Origin of the sequence: Nocardioides pinisoli (assembly GCF_024199985.1) — a bacterium.
GTDB classification, from domain to species: domain Bacteria; phylum Actinomycetota; class Actinomycetes; order Propionibacteriales; family Nocardioidaceae; genus Nocardioides; species Nocardioides pinisoli.
This window is the reverse complement of sequence record NZ_JANARS010000015.1, coordinates 39,079-53,450: the sequence shown is the minus strand read 5'-3', so window position 1 is coordinate 53,450 and position 14,372 is coordinate 39,079. Positions and strand designations below refer to the sequence as shown.

General features: G+C 72.7%; 15 protein-coding genes. 9 read left to right on the top strand and 6 right to left on the bottom strand.

Going from position 1 to position 14,372, the window contains the following annotated elements; genetic code table 11:
* Positions 1-65: 65 nt before the first annotated feature.
* Positions 66-710, bottom strand: a complete 645-nt coding sequence (locus NCI01_RS21765) for an MOSC domain-containing protein (protein WP_254183591.1) — start codon at positions 708-710, stop codon at positions 66-68.
* Positions 711-726: 16 nt separating this feature from the next.
* Positions 727-1,098 (bottom strand): VOC family protein, encoded by a 372-nt coding sequence (locus NCI01_RS21760; RefSeq protein WP_254183590.1) that lies wholly within the window; start codon positions 1,096-1,098, stop codon positions 727-729.
* A 59-nt stretch (positions 1,099-1,157) separates the two neighbouring features.
* Between NCI01_RS21760 and NCI01_RS21755 the strand changes: the two genes are divergently transcribed.
* Genes NCI01_RS21755 through yidC form a run of 4 tightly spaced genes read left to right on the top strand, consistent with a single transcriptional unit; the run spans position 1,158 to position 5,166 of the window.
* Entirely contained in the window at positions 1,158-2,834 is a 1,677-nt protein-coding gene (locus NCI01_RS21755; RefSeq protein WP_254183589.1) for a phospho-sugar mutase, read from the top strand.
* 1 nt (position 2,835) lies between these two features.
* Entirely contained in the window at positions 2,836-3,984 is a 1,149-nt protein-coding gene (locus NCI01_RS21750; protein ID WP_254183588.1) for a NosD domain-containing protein, read from the top strand.
* Between the two features lie 20 nt (positions 3,985-4,004).
* Positions 4,005-4,313 carry a hypothetical protein gene (locus NCI01_RS21745; RefSeq protein WP_254183587.1) on the top strand — a complete coding sequence of 103 codons (309 nt, stop codon included), beginning with the start codon at positions 4,005-4,007 and terminating at the stop codon, positions 4,311-4,313.
* 55 nt (positions 4,314-4,368) lie between these two features.
* Positions 4,369-5,166, top strand: a complete 798-nt coding sequence (gene yidC / locus NCI01_RS21740) for a membrane protein insertase YidC (RefSeq protein WP_254183586.1) — start codon at positions 4,369-4,371, stop codon at positions 5,164-5,166.
* On the opposite strand, the gene NCI01_RS21735 is transcribed toward yidC, so the two are convergent.
* Complete coding sequence (locus NCI01_RS21735) at positions 5,156-6,097, bottom strand: NAD(P)-dependent alcohol dehydrogenase (RefSeq protein WP_254183585.1); 942 nt, start codon at positions 6,095-6,097, stop codon at positions 5,156-5,158. The two genes, yidC and NCI01_RS21735, sit on opposite strands and share 11 nt — an antisense overlap.
* Positions 6,098-6,181: 84 nt before the next feature.
* Here NCI01_RS21735 and NCI01_RS21730 point away from each other — a divergent pair, with 84 nt between their 5' ends.
* Positions 6,182-6,835: a TetR/AcrR family transcriptional regulator gene (locus NCI01_RS21730; RefSeq protein ID WP_254183584.1), complete on the top strand. Its 654-nt coding sequence runs from the start codon at positions 6,182-6,184 to the stop codon at positions 6,833-6,835.
* Here the strand turns inward: NCI01_RS21730 and NCI01_RS21725 are convergent.
* Positions 6,819-7,427 carry a hypothetical protein gene (locus NCI01_RS21725; RefSeq protein ID WP_254183583.1) on the bottom strand — a complete coding sequence of 203 codons (609 nt, stop codon included), beginning with the start codon at positions 7,425-7,427 and terminating at the stop codon, positions 6,819-6,821. The genes NCI01_RS21730 and NCI01_RS21725 overlap by 17 nt on opposite strands.
* Positions 7,428-7,505: 78 nt before the next feature.
* Here NCI01_RS21725 and deoC point away from each other — a divergent pair, with 78 nt between their 5' ends.
* From deoC to NCI01_RS21710, 3 genes are read left to right on the top strand one after another with little or no spacing between them, the layout of a single operon-like run.
* The gene (gene deoC, locus NCI01_RS21720; RefSeq protein WP_254183582.1) at positions 7,506-8,498 is read left to right on the top strand and encodes a deoxyribose-phosphate aldolase; all 993 of its coding nucleotides are present in this window, start codon (positions 7,506-7,508) and stop codon (positions 8,496-8,498) included.
* A gap of 9 nt (positions 8,499-8,507) precedes the next feature.
* On the top strand, positions 8,508-9,938 hold the full coding sequence (locus NCI01_RS21715) for an aldehyde dehydrogenase family protein (protein ID WP_254183581.1): 1,431 nt from the start codon (positions 8,508-8,510) through the stop codon (positions 9,936-9,938).
* Entirely contained in the window at positions 9,938-10,798 is an 861-nt protein-coding gene (locus NCI01_RS21710; RefSeq protein WP_254183580.1) for an aldehyde dehydrogenase family protein, read from the top strand. Before NCI01_RS21715 ends, NCI01_RS21710 begins: the two co-directional genes overlap by 1 nt.
* A 108-nt stretch (positions 10,799-10,906) precedes the next feature.
* Here the strand turns inward: NCI01_RS21710 and NCI01_RS21705 are convergent, their stop codons facing one another.
* Entirely contained in the window at positions 10,907-12,574 is a 1,668-nt protein-coding gene (locus tag NCI01_RS21705; protein ID WP_254183579.1) for a substrate-binding domain-containing protein, read from the bottom strand.
* A gap of 97 nt (positions 12,575-12,671) precedes the next feature.
* Between NCI01_RS21705 and NCI01_RS21700 the strand changes: the two genes are divergently transcribed.
* Entirely contained in the window at positions 12,672-13,286 is a 615-nt protein-coding gene (locus NCI01_RS21700) for an ATP-binding protein (protein ID WP_254183578.1), read from the top strand.
* Here the strand turns inward: NCI01_RS21700 and NCI01_RS21695 are convergent.
* Positions 13,273-14,349, bottom strand: a complete 1,077-nt coding sequence (locus tag NCI01_RS21695; RefSeq protein ID WP_254183577.1) for an adenosine deaminase — start codon at positions 14,347-14,349, stop codon at positions 13,273-13,275. The two genes, NCI01_RS21700 and NCI01_RS21695, sit on opposite strands and share 14 nt — an antisense overlap.
* Positions 14,350-14,372 lie beyond the last annotated feature (23 nt).

The following is a 14,372-nucleotide window of genomic DNA, read 5'->3' as shown; positions in this document are numbered from 1 at the left end:
CGCCCCTGGCACGACGGTGGCCGCGGACCCGGTCGGGTCCGCGGCCACGTCTCGTCCTGCCACTTCTACTGCCGCCGGGCGAGCCAGTCGTGCTCGACCTCCGGCAGCAGACCCGACCGCAGGAAGACGGCAGCGAGCTCCCTGTCGCCCATGAGGGCTCGGAAGTACATCGGCAGGGTCAGCCCGTGCCCCGGTCGGTGCACCACCTCGATCGCGTCGCCCGCCCGGATCGGGCCCGGCTCGAGGACGGCGAGGTAGGCGCCGGTCAGTCCGCGCTCGGCGAAGCGTCGTACCCACGCCCGCTCGGCCATGTGCTTGGCGAACGTCGCACACGGGATGCGGGGGCCGCACACCTCGAGGAGCGTGCCGCCCACCTGCCACCGCTCCCCCACCTCCGCGGTGTCGACCTCGAGGCCGACCGTGGTCAGGTTCTCGCCGAACATCCCGTCGGACAGGTCGCGGCCGAGGTGCCCGCCCCACCAGTCGAGCTCCTCGCGGGCCACGGCGTAGACGGCCTGGGTCGTCCCGCCGTGGTGCTTGCGGCTGATGATCGCGTCGCCGACGACGCCACTCCCGAGCCCGCCGCGCTTGGGGCCGGGGTCGCGCACCTCGATGACGTCGACCGGGTGCTTGTGGATGCCGCTCGGCCGCTTCAGCCCCGGGACCGGGCCGGCCGTGCCGGCGTTGACGGAGCGGACGACGGCTGGCACCCGCACACGCTAGCCGTCAGGAGTCGCCGGTGTGGCAGACGGCCTCGATGTTGTTGCCCTCGGTGTCGCGGACGAAGGCGCCGTAGTAGCCGGGGTGGTACTCCGGCCACAGCCTCGGCTCGTGGAGCGACTCGGCGCCGGCGGCCACCGCCTCGGCGTGCCACGCCCGCACGGTGGCGGCGTCCGGGGCCCGGAAGGCCACGTGGACCTCCCGGTTGGGACCGACGCCCTCGAAGGTGCTGATCCAGAAGTCCGGCTCCTCGGTGCCGTAGCCGATGGCCTCCTCGAAGTCCATCAGGCGTCGGTGCCCCAGCACGCCCAGGACACGGTCGTAGAACGCCGCCGCCCGCGGCAGGTCGGTGCAGTTGATGCCCAGGTGATCGATCATGAGCCGATCGTGGCACCGCCCACCGACAACGTCACGGCCCGTGGGGATAGCGTGCGTCCATGATCGTGCCGACCGACCAGACCGACCTGCTCGAGGCGGCCCGCGCCTGGGCCGCCGAGGACCCCGACGAGCAGACCCGCGCGGAGCTGGAGGCCCTCGTGGCCGCCGCCGAGCGCGGCGAGGAGACCGACCTCGCCGACCGGTTCGCCGGCACCCTGGAGTTCGGCACCGCCGGCCTGCGCGGAGCGCTCGGCGCCGGCCCCAACCGGATGAACCGCGTGGTGGTCACCCGCGCGGCCGCCGGCCTGGCGGCCTACCTCCTCGACACCGGCCACCGCGGCGGGTCCGTGGTCATCGGCTTCGACGCTCGGCACAACTCCGACGTCTTCGCGCGCGACACCGCGGAGGTGATGACCGGCGCCGGCTTCAAGGCCCTCGTGATGCCGCGGACGCTGCCCACGCCGGTCCTCGCCTTCGCGATCCGCGAGCTGGGCTGCGCGGCCGGCGTGATGGTCACCGCCAGCCACAACCCCCCGCAGGACAACGGCTACAAGGTCTACCTCGGCGACGGCAGCCAGATCGTCCCGCCCGCCGACACCGAGATCGCCGCCCGGATCGCCGCCGTCGGCCCGCTCGCGGAGCTCCCCCGGGGCGACGCCGGCCGTCTGGTCAGCGAGGAGATCGTCGACCGCTACCTCGACACCGCCGCGAGCCTGGCCGAGGACGGCCCCCGCGACCTGCGCATCGTCTACACCCCGCTGCACGGCGTCGGCGGTACGACGGTCGCGCAGGTGCTGGAGACCGCGGGATTCGACGCCCCGCACATCGTCGAGCAGCAGGAGCACCCCGACCCCGACTTCCCGACCGTCTCCTTCCCGAACCCCGAGGAGCCGGGCGCGATGGACCTCGCGATGGCCCTCGCCGCGGAGCAGAAGGCCGACCTGGTGGTCGCCAACGACCCCGACGCCGACCGGTGCGCCGTCGCGGTGCCCGACGTCCACGGCTGGCGGATGCTGCGCGGCGACGAGGTGGGCGCCCTGCTGGCCCACCACCTGCTCGCCCGGGGGCGGCAGGGCACCTACGCCAACTCGATCGTCTCCTCCAGCCTGCTCGGCAAGATGGCCGCCGCGGCCGGGCAGCCGCACGAGGAGACGCTCACCGGCTTCAAGTGGATCGGCCGCGTCGAGGGCCTCGCCTTCGGCTACGAGGAGGCCCTCGGCTACTGCTGCGACCCCGAGCACGTCAAGGACAAGGACGGCGTCTCGGCGCTGCTGCTCGTGTGCGAGCTCGCGGCGCAGGCCAAGGCCGAGGGACGCGGCCTCACCGACATCCTCGACGACATCGCCGAGCGGCACGGCCTGCACGCCACCGACCAGCTGTCGGTCCGCTTCGACGACCTCGCCGCCATCCCGGCCACCATGGACCGGCTGCGCGCCGCGCCCCCGACCACCCTCGGCGGGCTCGCCGTCGAGAGGGTCGAGGACCTCTCGGAGGGATCGGCGACGCTCCCGCCCACCGACGGGCTGCGCTACACGCTGGCCGAGGGCGCCCGGGTCATCGTGCGTCCCAGCGGCACCGAGCCCAAGGTCAAGTGCTACCTCGAGGTCGTCGTCCCCGTGGAGACGGGCACCGACGGGGGCGGCGCCGACGCGGCCCGCATCTCCGCCGCCGGCCGGCTCGACGCGATCAAGGCCGACCTGCGGGGAGCCGCCTTCGGCCAGCCCGTCGGCGGCTGAGGTGCCCGCCCGGCGGGTCCTTTCGTCCCTCGCCCTCGCGGCGGGCCTGCTCGCCGTGTCGCCCGGCACGACGTCGTACGCCGACGGGGGTCCGCGCACGTGGCGCGTGGGGCCTGACCGGGCGCTGACCACGCCGAGCGCGGCGGCCGCGGTCGCCCGTGACGGCGACACGGTGCTGATCGACCCCGGCACCTACTCCGGCGACGTCGCCACCTGGACCCAGGACGACCTGACCCTGGCCGGCGACGGCGCCCGCGCCCACCTCCGCGCCGACGGCAACGACGCCCAGGGCAAGGCGATCTGGGTCCTGCAGGGCGACAACACCACGGTCGACCGGATCGAGTTCAGCGGCGCGGCCGTCGCCGACGGCAACGGCGCGGGCATCCGCCTCGAGGGAACGGGCCTGACGGTCGACCGCAGCTGGTTCCACCACAACGAGAACGGCATCCTCACCGGGGACGACTCCGACAGCGACGTGTTCATCACGGGGTCACGCTTCTTCGGCAACGGGGCCGGTGACGGCTACTCGCACAACCTCTACGTCGGCGCCGTGCGCTCCCTGACCGTGGCCGGGTGCTGGTTGTCCGGCGCGGACACCGGCCACGAGCTCAAGTCACGGGCGGCGAGCAACACCATCGCCGCCAACCGGATCAGCGACGGCGCAGCCACCGCGAGCTACTCCATCGACCTGCCCAACGGGGGCAGCTCCCTCGTCGCCGGCAACGTCGTCGTGCAGGGTCCGCGCTCGGAGAACGCCACGCTCGTGTCCTACGGCGCCGAGGGGTTCACCCACCCCTCGCGCGACCTGTGGGTCGTCAACAACACCTTCGTCAACGAGCGCGCGAGCGGCACCTTCGTCGCCCTCGCCGAGGGCAGCGACGCCCACCTGCGCAACAACCTCCTGGTCGGACCCGGCGCGCTCTTCACCGGCGAGGCCGCCGACGCCCGGGCCAACCGCCGGGTGGGGCCCGGTGGCTTCGTGGCCCCTGCCCGGCAGGACTACCGGCTCACCCGGTCGTCGCGCGCCGTCGATCGCGGCGCCCACGTGCCGCCGCGCTGGCGGGCCCAGCAGCAGTACGTCCACCCGGCCCGCTACGAGCCTCGGAAGGTGGTCGGCCGCACCGACCTCGGCGCCTACGAGCTGCGCTGACCACCCGCTACCCTCGGTCCATGGTCCGGACCGTCGTCGATGCGGCAGCACGGGCGCGCCTCGCGCTCGTCCTCGCCCTGCTCGGCGTCGCGTCGCTCCTCGCGGCCGCGTCGCTGGACCCGACGGCGACCGCCCAGACCGTCGTCGTGATGACCGCCCTCTCCGCGGCCAGCGCCCTGGCCGGCGTGCACTGCCTGCTGGCCGTGCCCGACGACGGCATCCACTCGCTCCGGCCGCGCCGTCGCGCGGCCGACATCCCGCTCGTGCTCGCCGGACGGACCACCGACGTGGTCCACCCGGTGCGCCCGCGTGCTCCTGGACGCGTCTGAGTCGTCGCCCCGCGCGACGCCTTGCAGACCCTTCCACCTCATCCAGGAGACACCCATGTCCTTGCTCGACCCGCTCAAGCACGCCCTCGCGACCGTCCTCGCCACCACCCACGACGCCCTGACCGCGCTCGGCGCCTCCCCCGACTCCGCTGTCACGTGGGTGCTCGGCGTCGCCTCCCTCGTCGTCCTCGTCCGGCTCCTCCTGCTGCCCTTCGTCGTCCACGGCGTCCGCCAGGCCCACGCCTCGGCCCGCGCCCGGCCGCACCTGCAGGGCATCGCCGAGCGCTACCGCGGCCGCACCGACGCCGAGAGCCTCCGCGCCCACATGGACGAGCGCCGCGCCGTGTCCGCCGAGCACGGGGTCAGCCGGCTCGGCTGCCTGCCGGTGCTGGTGCAGCTGCCGGTCTGGCTCGGGCTCTACCACCTCGTCTCCGACGTCGCCTCCGGAGTGGCGGTCGGCGCGATGGGGCCGGGGCTGGTGTCGTCGTTCGGCGCCGCCTCGATCGTCGGCGTCTCGCTCGCCGGCCACGGCTACCTCGGCTCCGGCGGGATCCACCTCGCCGTCGTCGCCGGGCTGGCCCTGACCGCGGCCGCGCTGTCCTACGTCACCCAGCGCTTCGTCGTGGCCCCCAACACCTCGGTCGACGGCATGCCCGAGGCGATGGTCGCCGCGCAGCGCATCATGCCGGTGATGTCGGCCGGCGGGATGCTGCTGGCGGGAGGCGTGGTCCCGGTGGCCCTGCTCGTCTACTGGGTGTGCAGCTCGACGTGGACGCTGGGCCAGTCGGCGGCGATCGCGCGGTGGTGGCCCACCCCCGGCACCGCCGCCGCGGCCCGCCGCGTCACGGCGTGAGGACCAGGTTGCCGACCTTGTGACCGGAGTCGACGATCCGGTGGGCCTCGACGATCTCGTCGAGCGGCAGCGTCCGCCCGACCACCGGCCGGAGCTCGCCCGCCGCGAGGCGCTCGAGCAGCCACGCGAAGTCGGCCGGGTCCTCCGGCCAGGGGCCGGCCCGGACCTTGCCGCGCGCCAGGACGGTGTCGGCCAGGCCCGCGACAGCCAGGATCAGCACGCCGTCGGGCGCGAGCAGCCTGCGCCCCGAGCGCCGGTCGAGGTTGCCCACCGCGTCGAGCACGACGTCGTACACCGCGGGCAGGTCGTGGACAGAGGTCCTCCCCCGGTCGACCACCTCGTCCGCTCCGAGCGACCGGACCAGGTGGGCGTTCGACCCGCTGCAGACGGCTGCGACGTGCGCGCCGGCCAGGTGGGCCACCTGCACGGCGGCGGTCCCGACGGCACCGGCGGCTCCGTTGACCAGCACACGACGGCCCGGCGCCACGACGTCGCGCAGGACGTGTCGTGCAGTGCTGCCGCCGAACACCACCGCTGCGGCATCCTGATGGGTGACGCCCGGCGGCTTGGGGGTGAGCCGGTCGGCGCGTACGGCGGCGAGCTCGGCGTGCGCACCCATCGCGGCACCGGTCATCCCGACGACCTCGTCCCCCACCGAGACCCGCGCGACACCAGGTCCGACCGACTCGACGACGCCCGAGTAGACCACGCCCAGCACGGACCGACGCGGCCCGCTCCAGCCGAGGGCGAGGCGCCCCGGGACGGAGAAACCGCGCGGGAAGCGGCACCCGCGGATCCGGGCGTCCCCGGAGTTGACGGTCGTCGCGCGGACGCGCACGACGACCTGGCCCTTCCCGGCGACCGGGTCGGGCAGCTCCCGCACCGAGACGACCTCCGGCGGTCCGTACCGCTCCACGACTGCTGCCCTCATCCGCGCCTCCCGTGCCTTACACCCGTAAGCCTGATGCGGACACCGTAGCCTTACACCCGTAAGACACCAACCGAGGAGCCGCACGTGTCCAGACCACCTCTGTCCGCCGACCGCGTCGTCGACGCCGCGAGCCGGGTCGCCGACGCGTCCGGGCTGGCCGGGGTGAGCATGCGCAGCGTCGGCCGCGAGCTCGGGGTCGAGGCGATGTCGCTCTACCACCACGTCGCCAGCAAGGACGCGCTCCTCGACGGCCTCGCGGACTGGGTCTTCGCCCAGATCACGACACCGACGATCGGGGCGCCGTGGCGCGGCGAGATGGAGGCGCGGGCTCGCTCGGCCCGTGCCGTGCTCGCCGCGCACCCGTGGGGCCTCGGACTGCTCGAGTCCCGCCGCTCCGCCGGTCCGGCCACGTTCGGCCACCACGACGCCGTGCTCGGCTGCCTGCGCACGGACGGCTTCACCGTCGCCCTCGCTGCGCACGCGTTCTCGGTGCTCGACGCCTACACCTTCGGCTTCGTGCTCACCGAGGTGAACCTGCCCTTCGAACCCGGCACCGCCGACGAGTTCATCGACGAGATCGCCGCAGCCCTCGTCGACCGCCCCTGGATGGCCGAGCTCGTCGCCGAGCGGATCGCGGGCAAGGATTACGCCTACGGCGACGAGTTCGAGCACGGCCTCACCCTGGTGCTCGACGGCATCGAGGCGGCGTTCGTCGCCGAGGTCAGAGGAAGAGGCTGACGACGAGCAGCACGAGGGCCACCCCGATGAGCGCGAGGGGCACGGCCGCGGGCTCGCGTCGTACGGCGTCGGGCAGGGCGAGCTGCTCCCGGGAGCCGGCGGTGACGCCGGCGCGCTCGCGCGCAGCGTCGACGAGCTCGCGGATGCGGTGCTCGGCCCAGTCGACGTAGCCCATCCCCTCCCGGGGACCGTCCGCGGCGGACGGGTCGCGACGGGAGGTGACCGTCTTGCGCCACGTGCGCCCCAGGACGGTGCTGACCAGCCGCCGGTCCGCGGCGCGGACCGCGAGGACCTGGCGCACGGCCATCTCCTCGACCGCGGCCAGCCTGATGTGGACCGTCTCGCCGAGGTTGCGCATCACCAGGTGCTCCTCGGTGACCCACAGCGCCGGACGCAGCATCGCGGCCCACGCCAGCACGCCGACGAGCAGCGCGGCGGCGCCCACCCACATGGGGAAGCCCTCGTCGCGATAGGCCACCGCGGCCACCACGACCGTCACGCTGAGCGCCAGGGCGGCCCACCCGGAGACCCGTCCACTGGTGGGCGTGAACCGCTCCACCACGGCCTCACGATCGTCCTGCAGGCGTGCCATGATCTCCTCGCCGTTTTGGGCAGACATTGGGCCCCTGCGGATTGCCGGGGGTGTCTCGGCCAACTCTATGCTGGGTCGGTGACACCCATTGCCAGCTCAACGGCGAGCTCCCCCTCCGCGACCGGGGTCTTCGACGACGTCGTGCGCTCGGAGTCCTCGCTCCGCCGCTTCCTCCACGGACTCCCCGGGGTCGACCAGGTCGGGTGCGAGGCCCGCGCCGCCGGTCTGGCCACCCGGTCCATCAAGACCACGTCGAAGGCCTTCGCCATCGACCTGGCCATCCGGATGGTCGACCTGACCACGCTCGAGGGCCAGGACACCCACGGCAAGGTCCGCGCGCTCGCCTCCAAGGCGATGCGCCCCGACCCCGCCGACCCGACCTGCCCGGCCACCGCGGCCGTCTGCGTCTACCCCGACATGGTGCCCACCGCCAAGCAGACGCTCGGCGACAGCGGCGTGCACGTCGCGGCGGTCGCCACCGCGTTCCCCAGCGGTCGCGCGGCGATGGACATCAAGCTCGCCGACACCCGTGACGCCGTCGAGGCCGGCGCCGACGAGATCGACATGGTCATCGACCGTGGCGCCTTCCTGTCCGGTCGCTACCTCGACGTCTACGAGGAGATCGCCCAGGTCAAGGAGGCGTGCGCCCGCCCCGACGGCACCAGCGCGCACCTCAAGGTCATCTTCGAGACCGGCGAGCTCCAGACCTACGACAACGTCCGCCGCGCCAGCTGGCTGGCGATGATGGCCGGCGGGCACTTCATCAAGACCTCCACCGGCAAGGTGCAGCCGGCCGCCACCCTCCCGGTCACGCTGATCATGCTCGAGGCGGTCCGCGACTTCCGCGAGCAGACTGGCCAGATGGTCGGCGTCAAGCCCGCCGGCGGCATCAAGACCACCAAGGACGCGATCAAGTACCTCGTGATGGTCAACGAGATCTGCGGCGACGACTGGCTCGACCCCGACTGGTTCCGCTTCGGCGCCTCCACGCTGCTCAACGACCTGCTCATGCAGCGCACCAAGATGACGACCGGTCGCTACTCCGGTCCCGACTACTTCACGCTGGACTGAGGTCCCACCATGTTCGAGTACGCCCCCGCACCCGAGTCACGCGCCATCGTCGACATCAAGCCGTCCTACGGCCTGTTCATCAACGGCGAGTTCGTCGACGGCACCGGCACGTCGTTCAAGACGGTCAACCCCGCCACCGAGGAGGTGCTGGCCGAGGTCGCCGAGGCCAGCGACGCCGACGTCGACGAGGCCGTCAAGGCCGCCCGCCGCGCCTACACCCGCGTCTGGTCGCGGATGTCCGGCGCCGAGCGCGCCAAGTACCTCTACCGGATCGCCCGGATCATCCAGGAGCGCGGCCGCGAGCTCGCCGTCCTGGAGTCGATCGACAACGGCAAGCCGATCAAGGAGTCGCGCGACGTCGACGTGCCGATCGTCGCCGCCCACTTCTTCTACTACGCGGGCTGGGCCGACAAGCTGAAGTACTCCGGCTACGGCGAGACCCCGCTCGGCGTCGCCGGCCAGGTCATCCCGTGGAACTTCCCGCTGCTCATGCTGGCGTGGAAGATCGCCCCGGCCCTGGCCTGCGGCAACACCGTCGTGCTGAAGCCCGCGGAGACCACTCCGCTGACCGCGCTGCTGTTCGCCGAGATCTGCCAGCAGGCCGACCTTCCGCCAGGCGTCGTCAACATCGTCACCGGCGCCGGTGACACCGGGCGCGCCATCGTGTCGCACCCCGACGTCGACAAGGTGGCCTTCACCGGCTCCACCGAGGTCGGCAAGGCGATCGCCCGCGCGGTCGCCGGCAGCGAGAAGAAGGTCACCCTCGAGCTCGGCGGCAAGGCCGCCAACATCGTCTTCGACGACGCCCCGATCGACCAGGCCGTCGAGGGCATCGTCGACGGCATCTTCTTCAACCAGGGCCACGTCTGCTGCGCGGGCTCGCGCCTGCTCGTGCAGGAGTCGGTGGCCGACGAGGTGCTCGAGCGGCTCAAGCGCCGCATGTCGACGCTGCGCATGGGCGACCCGCTCGACAAGAACACCGACGTGGGCGCCATCAACTCCGGCGAGCAGCTGAAGCGCATCCGCGAGCTCTCCGAGGTGGGTGACGCCGAGGGCGCCGAGCGCTGGGAGGTCGCCTGCGACCTGCCCACCAAGGGCTTCTGGTTCCCGCCGACGATCTTCACCGGCGTCTCGCAGGCCCACCGGATCGCCCGCGAGGAGATCTTCGGCCCCGTCCTGTCCGTGCTGACCTTCCGCACACCGTCGGAGGCGGTCGAGAAGGCCAACAACACCCCGTTCGGCCTGTCCGCCGGAGTGTGGACCGACAAGGGCTCGCGGATCCTGTCCATGGCCAACCGCCTGCGCGCGGGCGTGGTCTGGGCCAACACGTTCAACAAGTTCGACCCGACCTCGCCGTTCGGCGGCTACAAGGAGTCCGGCTACGGCCGCGAGGGCGGTCGCCACGGGCTCGAGGGATACCTCAAGGGAGAGGCCAGCTGATGTCCCGCATCGACGTGCGCAAGACCTACAAGCTCTACATCGGCGGGCAGTTCCCCCGCTCGGAGTCGGGGCGCTCCTACGTCGTCAACGACGCCAAGGGCAAGCTGCTCGCCAATGCCGCGCAGGCCTCACGCAAGGACGCCCGCGACGCGGTCGTCGCCGCCCGCGCCGCGTTCGGCGGCTGGTCCGGCAGGACGGCGTACAACCGCGCCCAGGTCGTCTACCGCATCGCCGAGGTCCTCGAGGGCCGTCGCGAGCAGTTCGAGGCCGAGATCCGCGCCTCGGAGGGCGTCAGCCCGGCCAGGGCCCGCGCCGCCGTCGACGCCGCGATCGACCGCCTCGTCTGGTACGCCGGCTGGGCCGACAAGATCACCCAGGTCGTCGGCAACGCCAACCCGGTCGCCGGCCCGTTCTTCAACCTGTCGACCCCGGAGCCCAGCGGCGTCATCGCGGTCGTCGCTCCGCGCGGCCCCCTGCTCGGCCTCGTCAGCGTCGTCGCGCCGCTGATCGTCACGGGCAACACCGTCGTCGTCATCGCCAGCGAGGACAACCCGCTGACCGCGATCACCCTCGGCGAGGTCATGGCCACCAGCGACCTCCCCGGCGGCGTCGTCAACGTGCTCACCGGCTCGCAGGCCGAGATCGCCCCGTGGCTCGCTTCGCACATGGACGTCAACGGCATCGACCTGACCGGCGTCGAGGACGTCGAGCTCGCCGCCGAGCTGGAGGTGGCCGCGGCCGACAACCTCAAGCGCGTACGCCGCCCCTCCCCTGACACGGACTGGCTCGCCGAGCCCGGGCTGGACCGGATGACGCAGTTCCTCGAGACCAAGACGGTCTGGCACCCGATCGGCGTCTGAGGGCGTCGAGTCGGCACGTCATCACGCACGAAAGACATCGAGTCGGCGCATCCTGTGGTCAGGATGCGCCGACTCGACGTCGTGTGCGTGTCGGCTCGCGCCGACTCGTCAGCGGTTGAGCAGGGCCGAGGCCAGCACGCCGAGGATCTCGTTGGGGTTGTTCACGAGGTAGTTCTGGCCACCGGTCGCGGCCGCGATCTGCTCGAGCTCACCGGTGTCGGCGTCCTGCGAGATGCCGATGATGATCACCTTGACCGGCTTGGCGGGGTCGCGCAGCGACTTGAGCTGGTTGACGAGCGAGTCCAGCGAGAGCGAGCTCGAGTCGTCGCTGGCGCCGTCGGTCATGATCACCACGGAGTTGAACCACGCCGGGTCCCACATCTCCTGGGCGTGCTTGTAGGCAGCCAGGGTGGTGTCCATGACGCCGGTGCCGCCGCGCACCTTGCCCGGGAGAGCGCTGGCCTCGGTCCGGACCTCGTCACCGTGGGTCCTACCGTCGGCGCCCGGGGCGTCGAGCCGCTCGAGGGGCGAGTACTCGGCGTAGGACGCACCGTTCTCGCCGCGGTTCTTGGAGAAGCCCCAGATGCCGATGCGTGCCTGCGCCGGGAAGGCGTCGAGCGCCACCTGGGAGGCGGTCACCGCCAGCCCGATGCGGGTGGTGTCGCCGATGGCCATCTTCATGGAGCCGGACAGGTCGACGACCGCGAGGATGCTGGAGGGCACCGACAGCACGCGCCACTGGCGCAGCGCGTCGTCGGTGGTCTTCTGCGGCACCTTGGGGAGCACCTGGGCGCTGCCGAGACCGATGTCGTTGGGCAGCGGGGCACCCTCGGGACCGCGCAGCTCGGCGGCCGCGATGGCCTCGACGCCGGCGCTCGAGGCGAACCAGCGACCCAAGGCGCGGCCCACGCGGGACGAGAGGTCGCCACCGGTGGACAGGATGTCCTTGGTGCCGCGGTTCACGTCGATCAGCGGGTACTGCAGCATCGGCACGCCGGTCCGCGGCGCCACCAGGGTGAGCTGGTCGTTGCTGCGGCGCGCGGCCAGGTAGGCCTTCTCGGTCGCGGGGACCAGCTGGGTGCTGGAGGCGGTGATGGTGGAGAGGTCGGTCTCGTTGGCGCTGCCGGCCACGGCGCGCTCGCCGTAGGTCTGGGCGACCGGGACGGTCTTCTCCTCGATGGTCAGGGCGGTCTCACCCGTCTTCTTCATCTCGGCGTATGGCGCGAGCAGCGCGAGCGCGGAGGCACCCTCGGCGCTCGGGTCGGCCATCGCCAGGCTGCCGCCGTCGAGCACGGCCGACCAGGACGCCGGGGCCTTGGCCGCGGGGCCGCCGATGAGGCCGACGGGCGTCTGGGCGAGCACCTCGGCGATCGGCGTGCCGCTCCAGCCGGCGCTGGTGAGCTGGCCCTTCCAGGTCGGGCTGTCCGGGATCCAGATCTCGGGGAGCTCGGCGTTAGGGTCGCTGAGGAGCGCGACGACGTCCTTCACGGTGCCGGCGGTGACCTGGATGTCGATGCAGGGCTCGTCCTGGTTGACGTCCTTGACGGCCTGCTTGACCAGGTCCTCCATCACCGGGGCGGTGGTCAGCGTGACCACCTCGGTGACGCAGTCGGCGCTCTCGGGCTCGCCGCTGGCGCCGCGCACCGTGAAGAAGCCGACGAGGCCGACGACGAGCGCGAGCGCGAGCCCGCCCAGCACGAAGGTCTTGGCGGGGCGACCTCCGGGGCCGCCGGAGGTGTCCGCGGTCTCGGGCGCGGTCGAGTCGTCGAGACTCATGAAGGTCCTCCCACAGAGGTGTCGATCGGGGGTCTGGGCGAGACTAATGTCCAGCCTTTACCCCCCGTGGCCGAACGACGAAATGAGTCCGTAACAAATGAGCACTGCCCAGGTGGTCGTCCTGGCCGGCCCCAGCGGCGCCGGGAAGTCCCGGCTCGCCGAGCGCCTCGGACTCCCCGTCCTGCGTCTCGACGACTTCTACAAGGACGGCGACGACCCCTCGCTCCCCCGCATCACCTCCGGCGCCAACGCCGGGCTCGTCGACTGGGACCACCCGGACTCATGGCACGAGGCCGACGCGCTCGCCGCGCTGCGGGAGCTGTGCGCCACCGGTCGCAGCGAGGTGCCGGTCTACGAGATCGCCCGCAACGGCCGGTGCGGCTCGCACACCGTGGACCTCGCCGGCGCCACCCGCTTCGTCGCGGAGGGCATCTTCGCCCCGGACGTGGTGGCCGCCTGCCGCGACGAGGGCATCCTCGCCGCTGCCTACTGCATCACCCAGCACCCGCTCCTGACGTTCTGGCGCCGCCTCACCCGCGACCTGCGCGAGCACCGCAAGCCCCCGCTGGTGCTCCTGCGCCGCGGGCTCGCGCTCATGCGCGCCCAGCAGCGGGTCGTCGCGCACGCCGTGCGGCAGGGGTGCCGCCGGGCGACGGGCGACCAGGCCTACGCCGAGCTGACCGCCGGCACCGGCGCCGCTAGTCGACGATGAGCGCCGCGTAGCCCGGCTTGACGACGTCGTCGATGATCGCGAGGCGCTCGTCGAAGGGCAGGAACGCCGACTTCATGGCGTTGATCGTGAACCAGCGCAGGTCCTGGAGCGTGTAGCCGAACGCCTCGACGAGGCCGAACATCTCCTGCGTCATCGACGTGCCGCTCATCAGGCGGTTGTCGGTGTTGACGGTGACCCGGAAGCGCAGGTCGGTCAGCAGCCCGATCGGGTGCTCCGCGAACGACTCCGCGGCCCCGGTCTGGATGTTGGAGCTCGGGCACATCTCGAGCGGGATGCGCTTGTCGCGGACGTAGGCCGCGAGCCGGCCCAGCTCCACGGAGCCGTCGTCGTGGACGGTGATGTCGTCGATGATCCGCACGCCGTGGCCGAGCCGGTCGGCGCCGCACCACTGGATGGCCTCCCAGATCGACGGCAGGCCGAAGGCCTCGCCGGCGTGGATCGTGAAGTGGGCGTTCTCGCGCTGGAGGTACTCGAAGGCGTCGAGGTGGCGGGTGGGCGGGAAGCCGGCCTCCGCGCCGGCGATGTCGAAGCCCGCGACGCCCCGGTCGCGCCAGGCGATCGCGAGCTCGGCGATCTCCATCGACCGCGCCTGGTGCCGCATCGCGGTCAGCAGCTGTCGTACGACGATCCGGCCGCCGCTGGCCGCCATGCCGGCGTCGAAGCCCTCCTGGACCGCGGCGACGACCTCGTCGAGCGTCAGCCCGCCGGTGACGTGCTGCTCCGGGGCGTAGCGCACCTCGGCGTAGACGACGCCGTCGGCGGCGAGGTCCTCCACGCACTCGCGGGCGACGCGGGCGATCGCCGGGCCGCTCTGCATCACCGCGACGGTGTGGTCGAAGGTCTCGAGGTAGCGGACCAGCGAGCCCGAGTCGGCCGACTCGGCGAACCAGCGTCCGAGCGACTCCGCGTCGGCGGCCGGCAGCTCGTGGCCGGCGTCGGCGGCGAGCTCGACGATCGTCTGCGGGCGCAGCCCGCCGTCGAGGTGGTCGTGCAGCAGGACCTTCGGGGCGGCCTGCACCTGGTCGCGGGTGGGAGTGCTCATCGGCACATCCAATCAGGGCCCGC

Excerpts from the sequence above, each read along its gene's own strand:
- NCI01_RS21705 (WP_254183579.1), bottom strand. The coding sequence starts at position 12,574 with ATGAGTCTCGACGACTCGACCGCGCCCGAGACCGCGGACACCTCCGGC.
- NCI01_RS21760 (WP_254183590.1), bottom strand. The coding sequence starts at position 1,098 with ATGATCGATCACCTGGGCATCAACTGCACCGACCTGCCGCGGGCGGCG.
- NCI01_RS21725 (WP_254183583.1), bottom strand. The coding sequence starts at position 7,427 with ATGGCACGCCTGCAGGACGATCGTGAGGCCGTGGTGGAGCGGTTCACG.
- NCI01_RS21715 (WP_254183581.1), top strand. The coding sequence starts at position 8,508 with ATGTTCGAGTACGCCCCCGCACCCGAGTCACGCGCCATCGTCGACATC.
- NCI01_RS21735 (WP_254183585.1), bottom strand. The coding sequence starts at position 6,097 with ATGAGGGCAGCAGTCGTGGAGCGGTACGGACCGCCGGAGGTCGTCTCG.
- NCI01_RS21695 (WP_254183577.1), bottom strand. The coding sequence starts at position 14,349 with ATGAGCACTCCCACCCGCGACCAGGTGCAGGCCGCCCCGAAGGTCCTG.
- yidC (WP_254183586.1), top strand. The coding sequence starts at position 4,369 with ATGTCCTTGCTCGACCCGCTCAAGCACGCCCTCGCGACCGTCCTCGCC.
- NCI01_RS21745 (WP_254183587.1), top strand. The coding sequence starts at position 4,005 with ATGGTCCGGACCGTCGTCGATGCGGCAGCACGGGCGCGCCTCGCGCTC.
- NCI01_RS21755 (WP_254183589.1), top strand. The coding sequence starts at position 1,158 with ATGATCGTGCCGACCGACCAGACCGACCTGCTCGAGGCGGCCCGCGCC.
- NCI01_RS21700 (WP_254183578.1), top strand. The coding sequence starts at position 12,672 with ATGAGCACTGCCCAGGTGGTCGTCCTGGCCGGCCCCAGCGGCGCCGGG.
- NCI01_RS21710 (WP_254183580.1), top strand. The coding sequence starts at position 9,938 with ATGTCCCGCATCGACGTGCGCAAGACCTACAAGCTCTACATCGGCGGG.